This is a genomic window from Levilactobacillus brevis (genome assembly GCA_021383565.1).
Classification (GTDB): domain Bacteria; phylum Bacillota; class Bacilli; order Lactobacillales; family Lactobacillaceae; genus Levilactobacillus; species Levilactobacillus brevis_B.
Genome location: CP079699.1, coordinates 1853969 through 1874914, shown reverse-complemented (window position 1 = coordinate 1874914; position 20946 = coordinate 1853969). Strand labels below are relative to the sequence as shown.

Here is a 20946-nt window from a genome sequence, read left to right as displayed (position 1 = left end):
GCATACTCGGGCCCGTCGAAATTGAGTATAAGTCTATGTTACGATGAATTCCACCAAATTACAACTAGATATAGTGCGAAAAACTGAACAAATTCTACATGTAGTAGTAAAACCACAGAGCGTGGTGTCCCGAATTTTACGTTACTTGATTCCTTTGAGGCTTTCTTGACTGTGAATCAGTTGGGTCAACAGGGCGTTCGTCGGGGCAGGCACGTTGAGCTTAGCCCCCAGCCGTGCGACGTAGCCATTGAGAAAATCGATTTCGGTTGGGCGCTTCTTCGCCATATCCTGGTGCATGGACGGGTAGTGACCACCATTCTTGCTAGGGTCGAACTGCGCGGCAATCAGGGCCGTATCGTCGGCCGCACTGAACTGAATCTTCGCCGCTGTTGCCACGGCTTCGAATTCATTGAGGACGGCATTATTGAGTTCACGCCAGTTGGGTAGATTCCCGAACTCGGCGATGTTGCAGTCAAACAGGGTACAGTAGGTATTGAGCACGCTGTTCAGGCCAGCTTTTTTCCAGATGGCCGCGAGGACGTTTTCGGCGGGGCTAGCGTTTAGGCCAGCGCCGTTCAGGGTGGCAATTAAACCGGGCAGGTCGGGGAATTTATCGGGAACGATGGCTTGAAGAGAAATACTCCCGGTTCCCGTCACCGTGATGTGTCCGGGGCCAGTCAGACTGGATGACCAGACCGTGGTGCCGGCGACGATATGGTCCTTGGGCACGTGGCGTTCAATGGTTTCGATATTGCCAATCCCGTTGGCCAGCGTTAAGACGGCCGGTTGATTGCCCAATACCCCGCTGAGTTGTTGGAGCATCTGGTCCATCTGCATGGCTTTGGTAAACAGGATGACAAGGTCGAATTGCTCCGTGACGTCTTGAGGCTTCTTGGCCGTCATCTGATAGACATGATTGGTCCCATCATCGGTCGTGACCGTCAGACCTTGTTGATTGATGGTCGCCACGTGGTCGGCCCAGTTGTCGATCAGTGTGACCTGATTACCAGCTGATTGAAGTTTTACACCAAAACGGCTACCCATGGCACCCGCACCGGCAATTGCAATTTTCATTTCAAGCTCACTCCTTCAGAATTAGTTACTTCCAGTGTAGCAGGTTTCCCGTGGGAGCGGGGCGCCAATCCCCGTGATTGATAATTGACATCCATCAGGTGCTGGCTTAATATTGGAAACAACTATTTAATGAGAAAACAATGAGAGTATTTATAAAATGAAGGAGCGATGGACATGTCCCAAAGTGTAAAGGCGCAGGATTTATTCAAATTAAAGTCGGTTTCGCAGACGTTGGCGGTGGGCCAACAGGTCTATTTCGTTGAAAATAGTATTGATGAGGCCAGCAATCACTATCTGGCACGGGTGAAACGCGTTGATCAGGACGGCCATCCCCAGAATGTGGCGGTCAATGGCCAATTGAATGTTCAACCGGCTGTGGCTGATGATCGACTGTATTACGCCGCCAAAGTGGCGGACGCCAAGCCCCAGCTGTATGCGATCGCCACGACCGGGGGTGAGGCGACCCGGCTGACGTCGACCACACCGGATGAGGCCGTCGAGACGGTGATTGCGGCGGCGGATGGCCACAGCGTTTATTTCAAAACCGTGGAGACGGCGGAGTTACCCAAGTTACCAAACCAAGAAACCTTTCCCCAGACACGGCACGTCACGCGGCTGATCAACAAGGCCGATGGTTACGGTTGGCTACCTCAGGATGCGGCCTACCGGTTGCGGCGGTATTTACCTGCCACGGGAGCCGTAGAAGAGGTCTACCAACGGGGATTTGATTTTGAACTGACCTCGGTGAGCGCCGATGGCCGGTACGTGACGCTCTTACAGGCGGACCATCCCGCCAATGACCGCGACTTCACCCACGGTGCGTATTGTTTGGACACGCAGACCGGAGCGACAGTTGATTTAACAGCGAGTCTGACGCACGGGCACTTCGAAGACGCCACGTTATCGCCGGATGGCCGGCAGGTGGCCCTCGTTGGTGATAACGGGGCGGCCGGCCGCCATACGGTTGCGAACGTCTATTTAGTAGCAGCCGCGGGTGGTGAACTGACGAGCCTGACCGACGATCTGGATGCGGACGCCGCGCCGGAATTCGCCGGGGACTTTGCACAACAGCCCGGGCAGAAATTAGTGCGGTGGTTGGACGCCCAGCGCGTGGTCTTTGTGACGGGCTATCACGGGCACAGTCAACTCTACGTGGGCAATCAAGCGGGGATTCAGCGCGTGGACGATACGGCCCGTCAAATCGTAGACTTCGATGTGATTGACAGTGAGACGTTGGCGCTGAGCGTTTCCTACCAGGATTGCCCCAGCCAACTCGTTACGTTCTCGCTGGCGGGCGAAGGGGAAGTCGTCCGTTACGATCCAAACGCGGCCTACGAAGATACCCATGAGTTCGCCCATCCCCAGCGTTTTGACTATACCGCTGCCGATGGGCAGGCGTTGGAAGGGTGGTATTTACCTGCCCAGACGACAGCCACGAAGACGCCGGTATTACTTTATGTTCACGGTGGACCCCATGCAAACTATGGCGACGCCTTCTTCTATGAATTTCAGGTCCACGCAAGCCGTGGGTACGGGGTTGTCTTCTTCAATCCGCGGGGATCAACCAGCTATGGTCAGGCGTTTGAAAGCCACGTGAATGGCCACTACGGTGAGGATGATTTCAGCGACGTCATGACCGGACTGGACGTGGCGTTGGCTAAGTTTCCCGAGTTGGATGTGACGCGGCAATACATCGCTGGCGGGTCCTACGGTGGGTTTATGACGACCTGGGCGGTGGGCCACACCCAGCGGTTTGCGGCGGCCGTCTCACAGCGGTCGGTTACCAACTGGATTAGCTTGTTTGGAACCAGTGACATCGGGTTTTACTTTAATCCTGAGGAGCTGGGTATTGACCTCTTCGCCGAGGGTGGTGTGACGGCTTACTGGCAACAGTCGCCGTTAGCTTACGCTCAGAACGTGACCACACCGATTCGCTTGCTTCACGGAGAATGGGATATGCGTTGCCCCATCAGTCAATCCGAGGAATTCTTCACCGCGGTTAAACGCAACGGCGTCGACGCGGACCTCATTCGCTACCCACAAAGCTTCCACGGGGTCTCGCGAAATGGGTTGCCGAGTTTACGGATTCAACGAATCGACGACATGACGAGCTGGTTCACGGCGCACCCAGCGGTCAATCATGCTGAGTAACTGAACAGATTATGAAGACGAGACCATCCGACAGGTGGCCTCGTTTTTTAAACGGCTTAAAGTTAAGCGCCGGTCACCTATTTACGCGTAAAATTCCCCGGTGTCTGCGGATTGGCCATGTACACTGGCGGGGGAGAAGAGTATCCTTGCGAGTGGTGCTTTGACACTTAGACTGAATTGGTGTGTTCAAATCTAATGGATAAAAAAATTATTTCAGGTTCATTTTGGCTCTCGTTTGGGAGTATTTTTTCGCGGATTTTGGGAGTTGTTTACCTCATTCCGTGGTTAGCGATGATTGGGTCACCACAACATCAAACCGTGGCACAGGCGCTGTTTAACACGGCGTATACGCCCTATGCGTTGTTCATTGCGCTGGGGACGGCGGGGTTCCCGTCCGCCATTGCGCGGCGGGTGGCCTTCTTTAATGGGGAAGATAGTTTCATTAATTCCAAACACATTGCGTTTGCCGGTTTCGGCTTCATGGTGGTCTCGGGGCTGATTTGCGGGGTCCTACTCTATGGATTGGCGCCCGTACTAGCGGCGAATAGTCCGGTGAGCTCGGTGAAAAACGCGACGATTGCGATTCGCTGCTTGGTGCCGGCCATCGTGATCCTTCCGTCGATGAGCATTCTGCGGGGCTGGTTTCAGGGGAATGGCGATCTCAAGCCGTTTGGTATTTCCCAGTTGTGGGAACAGTTTATTCGAATTATTGTGATTTTAGGCGGCACCTACTGGCTGATTGAGGTCAGCCATCAGGGCTATGTCGCGGCCGTCTTCGTCAGCGTGGCGGCGGCCTTTGTGGGCGCGATCGCCAGTTATCTGTACCTGTTGGGTCATCTGTGGCGACAGCGCGGCGACTACCGACGGATGACGGCGAAGAGCCAGACTGGCAAGCAGCATGCGGCCGGGAAATTACTCAAAATGATTGGTTACGAGTCGATTCCGTTCGTGATTGTCGGCTCTGGCATTACCCTGAGTCAATTGGTGGATCAGCTGTTCTTTAAGCAAATTATGCAAGGTCTGTTGCATCAGTCGGCCGCCATGACCCAGTACGTCTTCACGATCTTCTCGGCTAATCCCAATAAGATTACGACGGTGATCGTGTCGCTCGCCATGGCAGTGGCAGAAACCTCCTTGCCACTGTTGGCGGGAAAGCTGGCCGATATTAAGAAGAACCGGCACCAGATCAGCGACTTACTCACGAATAATTTTCAACTTTTGACGTTTGTTCTGTTGCCGCTAGTGATTTTGGTCAGCGTTTTTGCCTTTCCCACCTATGGTATCTTTTTTAACTTCGATGGGGATGGGGCGACCTATCTGATCGCCAACGTCTGGCAAAGCCTGATTCTTGGGCTGGCGTTGGATTTGTTAACGGTCCTTCAAGCGTTGCGGATGAGTAAAAAGGCCACGACTTACCTACTAACGGGGTTGGGCATCAAGATTGTCCTGCAACTGCCGTTGGTCTACTGCTTCCAAGGATACGGGGCGTTGCTGACGACGGCGCTCGCCTTCGGCTGGATTACCGTGGTGAGCTGGCGGTTGATTCGGCGGAGCTACGCCGTTGAACTGACGGCAATTATTCCGATTGTTCGGCTGAACCTGGTCTTTGCCGTGCTGGCGACGATTCTAGTTGACGGCTGTCAGTGGCTGGTAGGGAGTACCTTCTTTACGGGGAAACTCCTAACGATGGGGTATGTTGGCGTTCTGGGCCTAATGATGGTGGGTCTGTACGTCTGGTTGGCCAATCGATTGGGCGTTGCGGAGCTGGTCTTTAAGCGGCCTTTGAAACTTGAACTCCGGCGTTAACCGGTGAAAGTCTAGACGATGAGTCTGGACTTTTCTATTAGGGTAGAATTTCATGGAGAATGCCTGTAATGGTGGGTTCGCAACCCATTTCGCAACCGTGACGGGCGCAACTCGCTCGGGCAAAGTGCCGGTTGTTCGGTGCTGTTCGCTAGTATGCCCGCGAGGTTTTGGGTATGATTAAGCCAAGCTAAGGGGGATGAGTCTAATGGAAAATGTGTTCAGACAACAACTCGTTAAGTTACGACGACAGCAAAATTTATCACAAGAACAGTTAGCCCACGAGCTCTTTGTCTCGCGGCAATCTATTTCAAAGTGGGAGCAGGGTGAAACCACGCCTGATTTGGATACGGTCGTCAAGTTGGCCAATCTCCTGCAGGTCGATCTCAACGAATTGGTCGGCGGGCAGGCTGCCACAACCGATTCGCAACCCGCCAAGTCGCGTAGCGTGTTACCGGAAGGCCAGCGACCCATGAATGGCTGGGAGTTCTTTTCTAAAAATTGGTGGATGATCTTTCCACTGTTAGTTGCTCTGGGGTGGGTTGTGGCCATGTTTCGACCTTAATCGCGTTATGAACGTTAAGAAAGTCGCCGTCCACGTGTAAGCGGATGGCGACTTTTTCGGCGCGACGAATTGTCAAGTCAAGCGCAACTTTATTCCAAAGAAAATTTCTGATGGACTCTTCCAGCCTAAGACCTTACGTGGTCGGTTATTTAATGTTTCAATGAACTGACAGATATCTTGGTCAGTGAGTTGATCTAAGTCAGTTCCTTTTGGGAAATACTCACGAATAAGACCATTTGTATTCTCGTTAGTTCCCCGTTGCTGTGGTGCGTGTGGATCTGGAAAATAGACCGGAATACCTAGCTCTTGACTAACTTCACGATATCTTGCGAATTCAGTTCCACGATCCGGCGTAAGCGTACGAACTCGTTTGGGCGTCACAGTATGCAATAAGTCAATCATAGCTTGTGTAACGTTCTTGGCGTTTACTTTGGAAACTCGTTGAGATAGTAAGTAACGTGATTTACGGTCCACCAACGTAACTAAAGCTGAACGTCCAGTCTTACCTCGAACGGTGTCACCTTCCCAATGGCCAAACCAGCTCCGGTTATCACACGAAACTGGCCGCTCATGGACTGAAGGAACATCATTAAACCGCCCCCGTCGTTCATTGATTGTTCCTTTGACCTTGCGAGTTTTGCCACGATGGCGGAGTTTACGGGCAAAACCACGAGCGCCACGACTCTTACGTTTAATTCCCAAATTATCACGTTCAATTCCGCGATAAATGGTGTTGTAACTAATTCGCCATCCACTATTTTCGTGAAGTAAACGCCCTGAGATTTGTTCGGGAGACCATTGGTATTGAACGATGCAGCGAAGGACAAAATCTCGTAATTTCAGGTCAGTTAGGAGTCTAGGACGGCGGCTCTTCAGTCGGCGCCTTTGGTAGCTCTCTTGTGCTTTGACAGCTGAGTATGCATCACGACCGCCATTGCGTGTAACTTCACGTGATACAGTGGCTTTAGAACAGCCAATTTTCTCCGCAATAACTTGATAGCTATCGTTTAAAGTGACGCCTAACAGTATGCATTCTCGGTCTTTTAAGGTAAGATGTTTGTACGAACTCATAGCCTAAAGTCTCCTTTAAATGATTGTTGTGGTGACTTCATTTTACAGGACTCAGGCTATGAGTTCCTTTTTTATCTTCTTACTTGTTGCACTTCAATTGTAAATTCGTCGCACAAAAATCCCCCATCGCGACGCACGATGGGGGATACCGTTTATTTAATTTATGAAGGTTAGCGAGAACTTACTTAACAGTTGCGACCCGGGCGTAACCAACGGCGTGCCACCATGGGGCGTGAACGGCTTCGGTCACCACACCACGGTTTTGGGAATCAATCATCTTACCGTGGCCCACGTACATCCCCACGTGAGAGATAGAACGCTTAGAACCACCGAAGAAGACCAAGTCACCCTTCTTAATATTCTTGTAGCTAACGTGCTTGTACTTGTTGTACTGTGCTTGGGCCGTCCGTGGAATCTTCTTGGAAGCACCCTTCTTGTAAACGTAGCTGGTAAAGCCAGAGCAATCGAAACGGGAAGGACCAGTAGCACCCCAGCCGTAAGGTTTGCCCAGTTGGGCCTTCGCAACCTTATGTAATTTGCTGTAGGAAACCGTCTTTGCGGAAGCATTAACGGGTTGGTTAACGGCGATGCCGGCAACCGTAAAGGCCACCATAGCGATCAGAGATAATACAATTTTAGTTAGCGTCTTCTTCATAAATGTAAACAAACTCCTTAATTTCAATTATTTTTTAGTATTAAATGTTCTTTCGTTCGATTCAACATGCTTAATACTATCAGGGAGTTGTTACAGAAATGTCTCAAACGAATATCAATCGGATTAAAGCTAAACTTAAGGTTTGCAACATTCACGTTTATTTTGCCGAATAGGCGTGAGGATAATGCCGGTGGGCCGCCATTTCTGGCGTCAATGTCATTTGTTGCAAACGCCCAGATTTTCGTGAAATAAAGGTATAAGTTGCCGTTGAAATATCGATGACGGCCCGATAATGGGTGTAATTATGGTTCGCTTGGTGTCGTCTAGCGGGGTCGTAGGGCAGGCTAACCTCGGCTAACCAATGGAAAATCTGGTGTAAGCTAGCAGCGGTTGTGGTCATCGGGGGCGTTCCCCAACGGCGAAGTGCCATGTGGATAAAGCGCTTAGTGGGCACGGGACCCGCGGGGAGTGGCGCGCCGCTGGCGAGATAATCGCTGGCAGCCGTGACCGTTTGACCCGTGAAGTCGGATCCGGGGACTTTCAGAAAGGCGTTGAGGTTTTGTAAATGTGTGGCCAGAACGGGGGTGTTGGTGAGGACGCCGACGGGATTACGCTGGGCTTTCAGCGGGCCTCCCGTGGGTTCGATGACTAACGTTTGGCCGCTACGATCGCTGAGAATCCAGTGAAAGGGGTAAACGTAGGCATCCGTGCCCCAGCGCCGTGCGACCAGTGTCACTCGCGGCAGGTCGGCCACGACGGCGGCTAGGCTGGCGTGTTCGCCTAAGACCCAGTTAATGAAGTCTTGGGGCGTGAGGTTGAGGCGACCGGGTAGGGGATCGGCGGCGTATTCGGCGGCGCCCGGCAGATAGAGTTCAGCACAAGTGATGCCGCTTTCATTTATGCCATCGGCCATCAGGTAGGTCGAGAAGTCAGCGGCGGCGCGACCACCGCCGAGAAAGGCGTACCGCGTTGTTCGGGCGTCGTGGAGTGCCGTTTGCCAGCGGTAGTGGCGGGGGATGAACACCGGCCGCCAGGGGGTCGTGGTTGGAAAATCCATCGTCCGGGCGAAGAAGTGGTGGTCGGCGGCGGATGTATAGGTTAGACTCGTACACACAAGACATTCCTCCTTAGTAGGATGCAATTAATTTAAGTATAGCCTACGCTGTGGTAGAGTTAAAGGTCATTAGGGATGGCGTGGCGCCGTGTAATTTATGATGAAATCCATGAAACTAGCGCTTGTATTCGTGACGTGAATCTCGTAAGCTAATAGAGAACAGAAATACCCATAAGTGGTTTGTTTCTTGGAAGGGAATTGGGAACTATGAAATCAGCATGGAACTTAGTGGGGATGGGCCTGTGGTTAATCGTCCTCGTAACACTCGTTTGGATGGTTCATGACATGCGGGTCCGTCGTATCCGATTAATCGTGAAGGAGCATCGGAGTTTCTCCTGGCAGAACTTCACCATTTCGACGATTGAACTGGTCGTATGGGTGTTGTTCTTCGGCGGGATGAGCTATACGACTTTCTTCCAAAATGTTAACCAACTGGGCGGACGCGTGACGCAGACCACCCGTTACGAACCTTTGGTCATCAACACGGGGGCCACGTCCGGTTCGGCCTATTACGTTGAGGTTGATAACAGTAATGGTAAGAAACCGGTGCAACGCTACACTTACCTGACGGAGGGTGAAAAATACCAAGTCAGCAGCAACGATGCCACCGTTTCGGATGGCAACAAGCCGATCAACCTGCCGGCATCTGCTTACAAGTGGGATGAAAAAAAGGTTGCCAAGTACGATCAACGTCACCAAAAGGCGTGGGTCGGCGTTATCGAGACCACCTATAAGAAGTCATTCGTCAACGGGATCGGACTACACGCCGGTCGGTTGGCGGACCGCTTCACGTTGATTCGGATTCCAGATCATTCCTTTATGTTAAAGGATTCGGGTTACACCAATTAAAGCGAGACGAAGAAAGCAGAACCGGCGGCCTTTTGGCGCACGTTTCGGCTATCTTGAAGCACAAGGGTTTGGGAATTTTCCCAAACTTTTTTTGATAAATAACTGAAGGTTGAAAGTTAGAAATAGCTAGAATCCATAGTGTGATAAGGATGACTCCAATTATAATATGATAGGCGCGTGCTGACCGCCTTACTGTTCGCCAAATTTGGCCTGGATCGCGGTGGGAAGGATCGGGAAAAGCCAAAGGACGGTCTTGTCTCTCGCTTTGAGCCGGCAGCCCGCGTCTCAAAGACGCTATTTTCCAAGCAAACCGCTTGGAAAATCCCACGGCTGAGACCAAATTTGACTCACTCACGGCTACGTGAAGGGTATTCAATTAAGCTGGCCAAACGTTGTCACGCCAGCGATTTCACAGCACGTTTAGTGGCTTTCACTCATCGTAACCGGAGGCAGTCAGAGATAGAGGTAGCCGTGACAGCGGTGTTAGCTGACGTCCTGAGTCAGCTTACAGCGCGGGACGTGTTTGGAGACTGACGTTTCTTGTCAGGCTTCAAACCGAGCCGGAGGACCGCTTCTCAGGCCACAGGCGGTCCCCCGCCGGAATCTCTGGCAGCCGCAGGTGGCGGTAATGACTAATTTAATGGCGATAAACCTTGTCAGTTGGGGACCGGAGCTTGTTTGTAAACTTTCAACTTTTAGATAAATAACACAAAAAAATTGGAACCAGCTCATAGTGAGCAAGTTCCAATTTTTGCGTAATTAGGCGTGTTCAGCGGTTTGAAAATCATTGGGGTCCGCGGTTGCCGGTGGGTAGCTGTCCATCTGGGTGTCGCGGTAGTCCCACCACTCGTTTTCATAGCCGAAGAAGCCGGCGGCCTGCATGGCCTGATCGAGAATCTGATAGTGTTTTTCTTGCAGTGGAGTTCGGTTGAAGTCACGGTGTGCCGCGATGGTGAAGTCGTCGAATTCCGTCTGCATTTCTAACTCGTTACCCGCGGCGTCACACAGCGTGACATCGAAGGTGACGCCCTTTTGGTGGGAAAAGTTCGGGTTGGGTTTGGCCACGAATGAGGGGTCGGGATAAACGTCGTACAGCCGCTCCTGTGCGGCAACGGGACGGTAGGCATCCCAGACCTTCAGGCGGTAACCCTGTTCGTTGAGTCGTTCGCTGGCTCGGGCCAGCTTCTTAGCGGAACCCGTGCGTGCGATGGCAGTAGCGAAATCATAAATGACTTGATGAGTAAAATTATCCGTGGTGGCGTAGCGCAGGTCGACAATAATGCTGGGGTTCAGCGCTTGGACGTTGGTGAAACCAGTTTCTAGTTGTGACATGTGGGGCACCTCCCAATAGTATTAAGCCTAGTATACCGGGTCTGTGGAAGAAAAGCTTGTGAAATGGCTTGGCGGGTTGGGACTTGGATGACGGTTAGTTGAAATGTGCTCCAGTCAATAGCTAGCGGTGCTTAACGCCAATCAGTTCAAAAAACGACCAGCACCTCAGGAGGGGATGCTGGTCGCAGTCAAGAAACACGAAAGTCACTCTACTTTCGTGCCCTTAGTCTACACTGGACGCGTGATAAACACACATTAAACTGAAAGAGTTGGTTCGCTCACCGACTTTAACGGGCGTGCTCCAAGTGATCTTGGGCGTAAATGCCAATGTCGGCAACGTGGACGGTCCCACTGTGTTGCTTACCGGTGATCGTCAGGAGACCGATCTTGTTGTAGGCCATGGTGGTGGTGCTGTCGGCGACAACCGCGACGCCCATGACTTCCCCTGTGTCGGCGTTGACCCCGGAAGGCACGTCAATGGAAACGGTCTTGGCATCAGCGGCGTTAATTGCGTTGATGGCATCGGCGAATTTGCCGGTGATGTTACGGGACAGGCCGACACCAAAGATGGCATCGACAATCAGCGTGGCGTTGACTACGTGGTTGAGATCGTTGGTGAACGGAATGTGGTAGTAATTGGCAATCTTTAATTGTTGCGCGGTCTGTGGGGTGGCCTTGTCGGGATCGCCTAACAGGTAGATCTCCACGTCAATTCCCCGAATGTGAAGTAACCGTGCGACCGCGAGACCATCGCCGCCGTTGTTACCGGTGGCGGCAACGACCACGACGCGGCTTAAATCAAAATCATCATTTAATAGATTGTTGAAGGTGGCCAAGGCGGCGCGCTCCATGAGAACCAATGCGGGGATACCGATTTCGTTGATCGTGTGTGCGTCATAACGCTGGGCTTCTGCAATAGTAATGGCTTTACTCATCATGAATCCCTCCTCAGGTGAGAAAATCAAAAAAATCTACGAATGTGCATGTTCTGTCTGTTGGTCTTTCAATACGCGGCTTGATAGTAGTTGTAATTGGGCCGTAATGCCAGCGTAGTCGAAGTCGCTGTCGGTTGGGGTGACCTGTTCCCACCAATCGTGAAGGACTTCAATGGCTTGTTTGACCATACGTTTACCGTCAGCGGTGAGTTTTAAACGCCGGTTGCGCCGATCGTGAGGGCCCGTTTCCTTTTGTAATAAGGAAAGCTTGACCAGGTGTTGGACCATCCGTGCCATCAGGCCTTCGTCCACGGCCATGGTCCAAGCCGCCTTTCGCTGATTCAGGTGACTGGTCTCGGAGACCAGCACCAGCAGGTAAAACTCCGTAATGTTGACCGGCATCTCGTCGGCCTCTAGAATCTGATTCATTGCTCGCTGAAATTGCCGATGGAGAATGGCCAGGTTCGTAGTAAAATCTAGTATCGAGTCTTCCATGAGCCACCTCCTAGGTAGTTGTCAGTGTAATCACAATTGCTTACTCCTAGTTTACACCAGATTTGAATAGAGGATAACATTCGCACTCGTTTCTTCGTCAGGAAGTGCTAGAATAGCAGTAAAACTAATTATGGGAGGCATTCCAGTGTTTATTCAGATACCAACCGATATGGACGAGGTGCAGCTGCGCCAACTACAATTGAAACAACATGGCGAGGACCGTACGGAAGATGACATTATTAACCAGGCGGTGCTCGATATTTTTCAAGGCTTCTTGGATCAGGTAGAGGATGGCCACTACGATACCGCCAGTTGGCAGGGTGAAACGTTGATTGTGACGGATATTGATGGCGTCCAGACTGCCACGGTAACCCCACAAGGAACTACATTTAACGTGGATTTCCGCGAGAGTGCGGATAAATTAGAGCTGTATCTGGAACAAGAAGCGGTGCGAGCTTCAGGAGCGCGTTAAATTATTTGGCGTTAAAACTAATTTTGGATTACACTAAGGATGTTAGGCGTCCTTAGTGTAACGGATAGCACGAGAGATTTCGGTCCTTTCGATCGGGGTTCGATTCCCCGGGGACGCAATAGGATATCTTGGATGAGGTCGATGAGTAGGTCGCGAGACTAACTTGTCGGCTCTTTTGTTGTTAGTGATTAGGATGAAAATGTGCGGGAATTTAATTGTGATGCGATAGATTTTAAGTTGTCCGTTAAAAGAAGATGAAATGTCAGAGGAGTGATACGTATGCCAACTAATGGAGAAGTTTGTCGGGGATTGAAGAAAACGGAGGTTGGACTCTCGTTACCAGATACAGAAGGGCACCGGCGAATGCTATATTTGTCAGATTGTGGGTCGATTGTTTCTTTTAAGAAATTACCTGAGAATGAGAAGATTAAAGAGGAAATGGAAAGGCGATCAGTAAAATTGACACCAAATAATATTGGGCAGTATTTGTCAGTTGATTTGAGCGTTGATGATTCTGTGTTTACCAACCCTGCTAAACAAGACTTGCCATTCAAGTCGGATTACATGTTTGTAGCGCTGAACATTGCCGAGCGTAAAGAAGGGCAGGCAGTGAATAACGAGTGGGGCCAATTCCATGATATGGTAGTTAAGACACCAACCTATAAGTTTGCTCTTATGACAAACCACGAACGCTTTCGCGGTAGCTATATTACAGATATTTTGAAAAATACTGTGGATAGTAGCTCAGCCAATATTGATGCCGACTACTTTGTCAGCCAGGAGAGTAAGAATCCAGGGATCTTTCTTGATCAAAGTGACGAAAATATCAAAAAATTAGCGATTAAAGCTTATCCGGGATATCTCAAGCGGTATAAAGAGAATTTGGTCAAAAATAATGATCGTAACACAATTACGATCAAGGATAGCCAAGTTATTAATGTTTATGTTCGCGATTTGACCAAGCCAAATGCCGATCAATTTTTTGATAGTGCACAAGCGTATGAAAAAGTGATTCGGCACAATCAGGAAAAGTATCGACAAAGTGCGATGCTCTTTATTAAAGAGTGTCAGATTGTCCAGCCTAAGCATTTGATCGTATTGGGCGATAAGGCTCAGAATGTTATCCGAAATATGCGGCGAGATGGGCTTTTTGGAAGTATTCCAGAGGTTGAAAAGTTAGTTGATAACTTGATTGAATCTCAGCACTATAGCAAACAAGGAAAAGAATCTTCTACAATGAGCTTTATGAATTATCTACAGACATTATTGAAAAAGACTGATGCGGTTAAACGGTAGTGTTCGGGGTTATATTCTCGTTTTTTTTATTGCGCAATTGCCTTAAGAAAGTCGGATTCATCAATAATCGTAATCACTGGGAAAATCTTATTAATTTCCTCAGCCTTGCGAATCTTAGGGGATTTCCCATCGGCACCGACAACTTGTGGATTGGTATGGCCGACCACGAGAAAATTCGTCGTATCGGTAATCGCGTCTTGTGGCGTCCCACCGACGGCAATGATCTTTTGAAAGGCCGTGGCGCGTGTCATCAATTGAAGCTTACCGGTAAGGACGACGTTTCGTTGGTAGAACAGGGCGGCTGGCGTGAACCGGTTGAAATCGGCGGTCTTGACCGCGGGAGCAATGTCGATCAGGTCTAGAACGCTGGTGCGCTGGAATTTTTTCTGTTCCAACTGAGATGAGACGCCTAACTGGTGGAAGCCAGCCTTGTTTAAGAGACTGTTGAGTGATGGGGCCTGTCGGTGATTGACTAGTGCCGCGACAATGTGGCCGCACGTCTGGGCATCATTGAGGGCGTGGTGTTCGTGCGGATTGCGAATGCCGAAGTAAGCGGCCATGTCGGCTAAGCGGTGTTGAGAATAATTCACGAGCTGCTGACAGATGATGTAGCTATCGAAGTATTTGAACGTGAACTGGGGCCGGGCGTATTTGGTCAGAGCTTGGCGCAGTGCCGAAATATCAAAATTGGTATGGGACACCACGAGTTGATGGTCGAGCCAGCGATGCAAGAGTGGCAGCAATTCCGGAAAAGTCGGCGCTTGGGCCACCGCCGCGGCATCGATCCCATGGTTGGCGGTGTTGCGTTCGGCAAAAGGTTCGTGCGGGTTGACGAGGCTGTAGAGGCTATTGGTCAGCTCGCCATTTTTGAATTGGGCGAGGCCAATGGCGCAGATCGCGGCGCGCGAGGAGTTCGCAGTTTTGATGTCGAGGGCAACGTAGTCTTCCATGAGGTGTGAGGCTCCTTTGTAAGTGGGTTTTATCCATTTCTTAGCGGATTAAGCTTATTGGATTTCTTTTATCATACGGGATATGAGCTCAAAATACTAGGAAATTAAGTGTGGGCTGATGGGATAATATGGTTACCCGATTACTGACTATGGTGTACCAAGAATTTAGAAATTATTGTTGGGCCATGAACGCAAGTGGTATGGACGAAATTAACGTTGGGGTTAAGCGAATTGGCTGGCTAGTCGGTGGTGTAGACAGGTTTTAATGACTTTTGTTAATCGTCTAAACGGGTTATCATTGACCTAAAAGGTGGTGATTCTCGTGGAGCAGGAGTCGTTATTTGCCAATCAACAGAATACGCCGTTGGCCAGCCGCGTGCGGCCACGGTCACTGGCTGATTTTGTGGGCCAATCACATCTATTAGGGCCGAGAAAAATTCTCCGCGAGCTGATCGAAAATGATGAGGTGTCCTCAATGATTTTTTGGGGGCCACCGGGTGTTGGTAAGACCACGCTGGCTGAAATTATCGCGCGGCAGACGCAGGCAAAGTTTCTACGATTCAGTGCGGTTGACAGCAGTATCAGTCAGATAAAAAAATTATGAAACAGGCCAGTAACGACCTCGCCGTGGGTGAAAAGACAATTGTCTTCGTGGATGAAATTCACCGGTTCAACAAAGCCCAGCAGGATGCCTTTCTGCCTTACGTGGAACGTGGTAGCATCGTTCTGATTGGGGCGACTACGGAGAATCCCTCGTTTGAGATTAATTCCGCGCTGTTATCGCGGTGTAAGGTCTTTGTGCTCAAGGCGCTATCGACCGAAGACATCGAGCAGATACTCACCAATGCGCTGGCCAATCCCGAGGGTTTCAAAGGTAAGGTTACGATTGGGGCGGATGAGCAACGTGCCATTGCTGAATTTGCCAACGGGGATGCGCGTAGTGCGCTGAATACGCTGGAAATGGCGGTCCTCAATGGTAATAAGCAAGGCGATCGCGTGACGGTAAACATGGATGACCTGAAGCAGCTGATTTCGCAGAAGTTTGTGCTTTATGACAAAACTGGTGAGGAGCACTATAATATTATTTCTGCGCTGCACAAGTCCATGCGTAATAGCGATCCGGACGCTGCCATCTACTGGCTGTCACGCATGCTGGAGGGCGGCGAGGACCCGCTGTACATTGCGCGGCGACTGGTCCGGTTTGCCAGCGAAGATATTGGGTTGGCCGATACCAACGCGCTGAATGTCGCCATGAACGTCTTCCAAGCTTGCCAATTCTTGGGCATGCCGGAGTGTGACGTTCATTTGACGGAGGCGGTTACCTACTTGGCGTTGGCACCCAAATCCAATGCCATTTATAAGGCGCGGTTGGCGGCAAAACGTGATGTCAAGGAAACCCGCGATGAGCCGGTCCCCCTCCAGATTCGAAATGCACCGACCAAGCTAATGAAGGACTTGGATTACGGCAAGGACTACCAGTACGCCCACGATACGAAGGATAAGTTGACGACAATGCAAACGCTGCCGGACTCTCTGGTGGGTCACGAGTATTATCAGCCAACGGATCAGGGTCGGGAGAACCTCTTTAAGAAACGACTGGATTACGTCAAGCAATGGCGGCGCGATCATCGAAAAAATAATCAGACGGATGATTGAGTGTTTTATAAACGGTCCGTGGCGTTGTAGCTGAATAGGGGCTACATCAAATAAATTATAAAACGATTAAATTTACCATTGATTTATCATCTCCAACCAACTATAATACAAACAATATTTAAAAACGTTGAGGAAAGTAGTAGCCGGCGTCGCGTTGCCCAGTGAGTCACGTTGAGTGAAAAGTGACCAGCAAGCGCCGGTGAACATCAATTCCGAGTTCGATGCTGATATGTAGGCAATCGTGGTGGCCACCATTACTTGGCTAGCGGATGTTAGTCCGTGATGAGTGAGGTGGGCGACTGCCTCAAAAAGGTGGTACCGTTCTACTTGTAGAGCCCTTTTCCCGTAGTGGGAGAAGGGCTCTTTTGACGTTTAAACTAAAAAGTTGTGGAGGAATCAGTATGGATCAGACAGAAAGCAAGCCGCGTCGTCATTGGGGTCAGTTATTAGTGGTCAGTTCGCTGATTTTTGGAATGTTCTTTGGTTCGGGCAACTTGATTTTTCCCGTTCATTTGGGTCAAATGGCGGGGGGTCACTGGTTCACGGCGGCGCTGGGTTTTGCAATCTCAGGGTCCTTGTTTCCCCTGTTGGCGATTCTAGCGGTTGTCGTGACGAAAAGTGACGGCTTGTACGATTTAGCCAAACCGGTGGGCCGGCACTACGCGGCTTTATTCTTGATTTTGGTTCATCTGACAATTGGACCATTCTTCGGGACACCCCGGACGGCGGCCACGGCCTATGAGATGGCGCTCCAACCCTTTCTCCCCAAACGATTCGATACGGTGGGGATGTTAATCTTCACCGCGTTGTTCTTTGGCGCGGCTTACCGCCTAGCCACGCATCAGAATAATTTGGTTAAAGTAGTCGGTAAGTATTTGAACGCGGGATTTCTGGCGATGTTGGCCGTCATCTTCGTGGTGGCCTTCATTACCCCCATGGGTGGCTTGGACCATGCGGCGACGGCGGCTTACCAGAGCAACGCGCCTATCAGTGGTTTTTTGGAAGGTTACAACACGGTGGACGCCGTGGCGCTGTTGGCGTTGAGTGTGACGTTTGTTCATGCGGTTCGGGGCTTGGGTTATCATGACCGTGAACTGACAAGATTAACGGCGAAAGCGGGAACGCTCAGCATTGGTCTAGAAATTCTGATCTACTTTGGCTTAGTTCTCCTTGGGGCGTTCAGTCTCAGTCAACTAACATTATCCGCCAATGGTGCGGTGGCCCTCTCACAAATTGTGGGCCACTACTTCACCCGCTTTGGGACGGCCTTTTTGGGTGTGCTGGTGACGTTAGGTGTCTTCACCACGGCTCTGGGATTGGTCACGTCCTTTGCTCAGGATTTTCATAAGCTGTTTCCCAAGGTCAGCTACCTCAATTGGTTACGCGTGACCACGTTTGTTTCGTTCTTGGTGGCCAACGCCGGACTGAACACGATCATTGCGTGGTCGTTGCCCGTGCTGATGTTGCTGTATCCACTGTCCTTGGCGTTGATTCTGGTATCGTTGACGGTAGCCAAACGCCCGTATGCCGGGTTGGTATACAAGTTGACGATTGCCTTCACCGTGGTGCCAGCAATTCTGGATATGTTGGCCAACTCGCCTAAAGTTGTGACAAGTTGGGGACCAGTTGCGGCCACGCTCACTGCGTATCACCAGCTGCTTCCATTTGCGAGCTTGGGCCTTGGCTGGCTGGTTCCAACATTCATTGGCTTCGTACTAGGGATCGTTTGGGGCCGTCTGCGCTGGGCCAGTGAACGGGCCGGAGAGATGGGGGATAATCGGTTGTAAAGAATTGGAAGGGAACATGGTATACTTTAGCCAAAATGCTTTTGGGAGGCTATACGATGCCACAACTCTATTTTCTCTGTACCGGTAATTCTTGCAGAAGCCAGATGGCGGAGGGATTCGCCCGTCAGTTAGTGCCGCAGGATTGGCGGATCGCAAGTGCGGGAATTGAACGCCACGGCCTTAATCCGTTAGCCGTAAAGGTTATGGCAGAGCGGGGTATCGACATCAGTCGGCAGGAGTCGACGTTAATTGATCCTGAATATCTCAGAAGTTGCGACTTGGTGGTCACCCTGTGCGGCGATGCCCGAGACAAATGTCCAATGACGCCGCCGAGTGTGGCCAAGCGCCACTGGCCGTTGCCAGACCCCGCCCAGGCGACAGGGGATGATGCGGCGGTGCTGGCAGTTTTCCGTCAGGTTCGCGATGAAGTTGAGGAGCGGGTAAGGAATTTAGTTGAGACAGGTGTTAACTGATGTGCACGTTACGTTGTTAAAAGAACAGGCGACTTTACTATATTTTAGTAAGTCGTCTTTTTTGATCGATTTTTTAAGAATTAGATTATCTCATGTGGATTGATAAACAGAAGAGTTTCAATTTATGATATTTTATCAGCATTCTCCTTAATTACAGGGAGTAGCTCACATGCTAATATAATTACTGAAAGCGCTTTCCAAACAAGCAATTTAATTATAGTGCTAGGGGTGAATGCAGTGTGAATGAAAGTAAACAGGACACCTTTCTGTTCGGTGGTGACTACAATCCAGAGCAATGGCCGGAGGATACGTGGCAGGACGATATTGATAAATTAAAGCAGGCTGACATTAACGTCGCGACGATTAATGTCTTCTCGTGGGCACTGCTGGAACCACAAGAAGATGTCTTTAATTTTGAACAACTCGATCGTATCGTGTCTTTGCTAGAACGTAATCAAATAAAGATTGTGTTGGCAACATCGACCGCAGCCATTCCGGCTTGGGTGATTCATAAGTATCCTAGTGTAGCCCGGGTGGACGTACATGGTATCCAACAGAAGCAGGGAAAACGGCACAACGCCTGTCCCAATAGTCCAGATTTTAAACGCCTGGCTAGAAAGCTAGTGACACAGTTGGTTCAGCGATATAAGGATTGCCCAGAGCTAACGTATTGGCACGTTTCCAATGAGTACGAAGGATATTGCTATTGTGATCAATGCGCAGCAGCATTTCGTACGTGGTTACAAAGTAAATACAAAAATTTAAAACAACTCAACCGTGCTTGGGATAGCAACGTTTGGAGTCATACTTATCATGATTGGTCTGAGATTGAGCCGCCGATGATGACGACTGATTTGTTTGATAATGGTAAGCCGGTTCTTAACGGTGCGGCACTGGACTATCAACGATTCCAGTCGGATAGCTTGTTGGCCAACTATAAAATGGAACGCGATATTATCAAGCAATATGATTATATTCATCCCGTAACAACTAACTTAACTGGTTCACAAAAAGCTCTTGATTATTTTAGATGGGCCCCAGAAATGGATATTGTCTCGTGGGATAGCTACCCTATGCCAGGAGATACAGCCAGTGATAATGCCTTAGAACACGATTTGATGCGGGGATTAAAGGGCCAACCCTTTTTGCTGATGGAACAGACGCCAAATCAACAAAATTGGTATCCATACAATGCACTTAAAAAGCCTGGAGAAATGCGAATGTTGAGTTATCAGGCCATCGCCCACGGTGCTAACAGCATCGAATTTTTCCAACTTAAGCAGTCGCGGAGTGGACCCGAAAAGTTTCACGGCTCAGTACTTAGTCATAGTGACTCGGTGAAAACACGGACATTCAAAGAGGTCCAACAGCTTGGCAAAGAGATTGCAACCTTGCCGAATCTTCTTCAGAAAGCAAATGTCCAAGCTAAGGTTGCGATAGTTTTTGATTGGGATAGCTATTGGGGAAGTGAGAACGCCATCGGGCCTTTAGCAGACTTTAGCTATGTACGGGAAGTTCAACGTTTTTATCAGATGCTTTATAACCACGGTCTGACGGTGGATGTCGTTTCTAAGGAGGCTGATTTTTCAAAATATCAGTTGGTTGTAGCGCCGGTACTTTACTTATTGAATTCGAAATTTGTTACTAACATTACCGATTACGTTAAGCAAGGGGGGAATTTCCTTACGACATATCTTTCTGGGATGACCGATCAAACAGATAATATTTACTTAGGCGGTTACCCAGGCCCGTTACGTGAGTTGCTCGGAATCCACGTGGATGAGCGAGATGCACGTAGTCCGCAACAGACTGTACGCGTTTTAACGCCAGATCAAACGAAAATCGGATCAGCCACGGGAATTTGTGATTTAGTGATTCCTGATACAGCGACGATACTTGCTCACTATTCTAGTGATGTTTTCTACGAGGATTATGCAACATTGACACGTAATCATTTTGGTCAAGGCTACGCTTATTATTGTGGTGCCAGTCTGAATCAGGCGGGCTTGAGTTACTTACTGCAACAAATGAACAATACTGTTGGGTTGCCATTAGAGGCAACGCCGGCAGTTGAGATAACGACGCGAGCGACTAGTGACGAGCAATTTATTTTTATTATCAATACGAGCGATCAACCACAATTTGTGACCAATCCGGCACCGGAAGCAACGCCAGTAGTGGCAACGGAACCAGTAACTGCTAAGTTAGACTTGAAGCCTTATGATGTTGTGATTTTAAGACGAACGATTTAAAAATAAGGAGTGAAAA

General features: G+C 49.9%; 17 protein-coding genes, 1 tRNA gene and 1 pseudogene. 11 read left to right on the top strand and 8 right to left on the bottom strand.

The window, feature by feature from the left end:
• Window positions 1–141: 141 nt before the first annotated feature.
• Window positions 142–1074: a 2-dehydropantoate 2-reductase gene (locus KB236_08805; GenBank protein ID UIF28636.1), complete on the bottom strand. Its 933-nt coding sequence runs from the start codon at window positions 1072–1074 to the stop codon at window positions 142–144.
• A 174-nt stretch (window positions 1075–1248) separates the two neighbouring features.
• On the opposite strand from KB236_08805, the gene KB236_08800 reads away from it, so the two are divergent.
• The 3 genes from KB236_08800 to KB236_08790 all read left to right on the top strand — a co-directional run bounded on the left by KB236_08800 (window position 1249) and on the right by KB236_08790 (window position 5593).
• On the top strand, window positions 1249–3225 hold the full coding sequence (locus KB236_08800; protein ID UIF28635.1) for a S9 family peptidase: 1977 nt from the start codon (window positions 1249–1251) through the stop codon (window positions 3223–3225).
• Between the two features lie 195 nt (window positions 3226–3420).
• A complete protein-coding gene (locus tag KB236_08795) occupies window positions 3421–5031 on the top strand; it encodes a polysaccharide biosynthesis protein (GenBank protein UIF28634.1) in 1611 nt (536 codons plus the stop codon).
• Between the two features lie 205 nt (window positions 5032–5236).
• Complete coding sequence (locus KB236_08790) at window positions 5237–5593, top strand: helix-turn-helix domain-containing protein (GenBank protein UIF28633.1); 357 nt, start codon at window positions 5237–5239, stop codon at window positions 5591–5593.
• 72 nt (window positions 5594–5665) lie between these two features.
• Here the strand turns inward: KB236_08790 and KB236_08785 are convergent, their stop codons facing one another.
• The 3 genes from KB236_08785 to KB236_08775 all read right to left on the bottom strand — a co-directional run bounded on the left by KB236_08785 (window position 5666) and on the right by KB236_08775 (window position 8433).
• Window positions 5666–6664 carry an IS30 family transposase gene (locus KB236_08785; GenBank protein UIF28632.1) on the bottom strand — a complete coding sequence of 333 codons (999 nt, stop codon included), beginning with the start codon at window positions 6662–6664 and terminating at the stop codon, window positions 5666–5668.
• A 181-nt stretch (window positions 6665–6845) separates the two neighbouring features.
• On the bottom strand, window positions 6846–7319 hold the full coding sequence (locus tag KB236_08780) for a C40 family peptidase (protein ID UIF28631.1): 474 nt from the start codon (window positions 7317–7319) through the stop codon (window positions 6846–6848).
• 157 nt (window positions 7320–7476) lie between these two features.
• Complete coding sequence (locus tag KB236_08775; protein ID UIF28630.1) at window positions 7477–8433, bottom strand: linear amide C-N hydrolase; 957 nt, start codon at window positions 8431–8433, stop codon at window positions 7477–7479.
• A 207-nt stretch (window positions 8434–8640) separates the two neighbouring features.
• Here KB236_08775 and KB236_08770 point away from each other — a divergent pair, with 207 nt between their 5' ends.
• Window positions 8641–9282 carry a hypothetical protein gene (locus KB236_08770; GenBank protein ID UIF28629.1) on the top strand — a complete coding sequence of 214 codons (642 nt, stop codon included), beginning with the start codon at window positions 8641–8643 and terminating at the stop codon, window positions 9280–9282.
• Window positions 9283–10041: 759 nt separating this feature from the next.
• Here the strand turns inward: KB236_08770 and KB236_08765 are convergent.
• The 3 genes from KB236_08765 to KB236_08755 all read right to left on the bottom strand — a co-directional run bounded on the left by KB236_08765 (window position 10042) and on the right by KB236_08755 (window position 12044).
• Window positions 10042–10614, bottom strand: coding sequence for a M15 family metallopeptidase (locus KB236_08765; protein UIF28628.1), 573 nt, complete (start codon window positions 10612–10614; stop codon window positions 10042–10044).
• 287 nt (window positions 10615–10901) lie between these two features.
• Window positions 10902–11552, bottom strand: coding sequence for an NAD(P)H-hydrate epimerase (locus tag KB236_08760; GenBank protein UIF28627.1), 651 nt, complete (start codon window positions 11550–11552; stop codon window positions 10902–10904).
• 33 nt (window positions 11553–11585) lie between these two features.
• Window positions 11586–12044 (bottom strand): MarR family winged helix-turn-helix transcriptional regulator, encoded by a 459-nt coding sequence (locus KB236_08755; GenBank protein ID UIF28626.1) that lies wholly within the window; start codon window positions 12042–12044, stop codon window positions 11586–11588.
• Window positions 12045–12189: 145 nt separating this feature from the next.
• On the opposite strand from KB236_08755, the gene KB236_08750 reads away from it, so the two are divergent.
• From KB236_08750 to KB236_08740, 3 genes are all read left to right on the top strand, one after another.
• Entirely contained in the window at window positions 12190–12516 is a 327-nt protein-coding gene (locus tag KB236_08750; GenBank protein UIF28625.1) for a hypothetical protein, read from the top strand.
• 46 nt (window positions 12517–12562) lie between these two features.
• Window positions 12563–12634: transfer RNA gene (locus KB236_08745), tRNA-Arg, on the top strand.
• 161 nt (window positions 12635–12795) lie between these two features.
• The gene (locus tag KB236_08740; GenBank protein UIF28624.1) at window positions 12796–13812 is read left to right on the top strand and encodes a hypothetical protein; all 1017 of its coding nucleotides are present in this window, start codon (window positions 12796–12798) and stop codon (window positions 13810–13812) included.
• A 26-nt stretch (window positions 13813–13838) separates the two neighbouring features.
• On the opposite strand, the gene KB236_08735 is transcribed toward KB236_08740, so the two are convergent.
• Window positions 13839–14762, bottom strand: coding sequence for a 3'-5' exoribonuclease (locus tag KB236_08735; GenBank protein UIF28623.1), 924 nt, complete (start codon window positions 14760–14762; stop codon window positions 13839–13841).
• Window positions 14763–15084: 322 nt separating this feature from the next.
• Here KB236_08735 and KB236_08730 point away from each other — a divergent pair.
• From KB236_08730 to KB236_08715, 4 genes and pseudogenes are all read left to right on the top strand, one after another.
• A pseudogene (locus KB236_08730) lies at window positions 15085–16418 on the top strand (replication-associated recombination protein A).
• A gap of 401 nt (window positions 16419–16819) precedes the next feature.
• On the top strand, window positions 16820–18205 hold the full coding sequence (gene brnQ / locus KB236_08725; GenBank protein UIF28622.1) for a branched-chain amino acid transport system II carrier protein: 1386 nt from the start codon (window positions 16820–16822) through the stop codon (window positions 18203–18205).
• 56 nt (window positions 18206–18261) lie between these two features.
• Complete coding sequence (gene arsC / locus KB236_08720; GenBank protein ID UIF28621.1) at window positions 18262–18678, top strand: arsenate reductase (thioredoxin); 417 nt, start codon at window positions 18262–18264, stop codon at window positions 18676–18678.
• A gap of 239 nt (window positions 18679–18917) precedes the next feature.
• Window positions 18918–20930, top strand: a complete 2013-nt coding sequence (locus KB236_08715; GenBank protein ID UIF28620.1) for a beta-galactosidase — start codon at window positions 18918–18920, stop codon at window positions 20928–20930.
• The last annotated feature ends 16 nt before the right edge of the window (window positions 20931–20946 follow it).

Excerpts from the sequence above, each read along its gene's own strand:
- KB236_08805 (UIF28636.1), bottom strand. The coding sequence starts at position 1,074 with ATGAAAATTGCAATTGCCGGTGCGGGTGCCATGGGTAGCCGTTTTGGT.
- KB236_08800 (UIF28635.1), top strand. The coding sequence starts at position 1,249 with ATGTCCCAAAGTGTAAAGGCGCAGGATTTATTCAAATTAAAGTCGGTT.
- KB236_08795 (UIF28634.1), top strand. The coding sequence starts at position 3,421 with ATGGATAAAAAAATTATTTCAGGTTCATTTTGGCTCTCGTTTGGGAGT.
- KB236_08790 (UIF28633.1), top strand. The coding sequence starts at position 5,237 with ATGGAAAATGTGTTCAGACAACAACTCGTTAAGTTACGACGACAGCAA.
- KB236_08785 (UIF28632.1), bottom strand. The coding sequence starts at position 6,664 with ATGAGTTCGTACAAACATCTTACCTTAAAAGACCGAGAATGCATACTG.
- KB236_08780 (UIF28631.1), bottom strand. The coding sequence starts at position 7,319 with ATGAAGAAGACGCTAACTAAAATTGTATTATCTCTGATCGCTATGGTG.
- KB236_08770 (UIF28629.1), top strand. The coding sequence starts at position 8,641 with ATGAAATCAGCATGGAACTTAGTGGGGATGGGCCTGTGGTTAATCGTC.
- KB236_08765 (UIF28628.1), bottom strand. The coding sequence starts at position 10,614 with ATGTCACAACTAGAAACTGGTTTCACCAACGTCCAAGCGCTGAACCCC.
- KB236_08760 (UIF28627.1), bottom strand. The coding sequence starts at position 11,552 with ATGATGAGTAAAGCCATTACTATTGCAGAAGCCCAGCGTTATGACGCA.
- KB236_08755 (UIF28626.1), bottom strand. The coding sequence starts at position 12,044 with ATGGAAGACTCGATACTAGATTTTACTACGAACCTGGCCATTCTCCAT.
- KB236_08740 (UIF28624.1), top strand. The coding sequence starts at position 12,796 with ATGCCAACTAATGGAGAAGTTTGTCGGGGATTGAAGAAAACGGAGGTT.
- KB236_08735 (UIF28623.1), bottom strand. The coding sequence starts at position 14,762 with ATGGAAGACTACGTTGCCCTCGACATCAAAACTGCGAACTCCTCGCGC.
- brnQ (UIF28622.1), top strand. The coding sequence starts at position 16,820 with ATGGATCAGACAGAAAGCAAGCCGCGTCGTCATTGGGGTCAGTTATTA.
- arsC (UIF28621.1), top strand. The coding sequence starts at position 18,262 with ATGCCACAACTCTATTTTCTCTGTACCGGTAATTCTTGCAGAAGCCAG.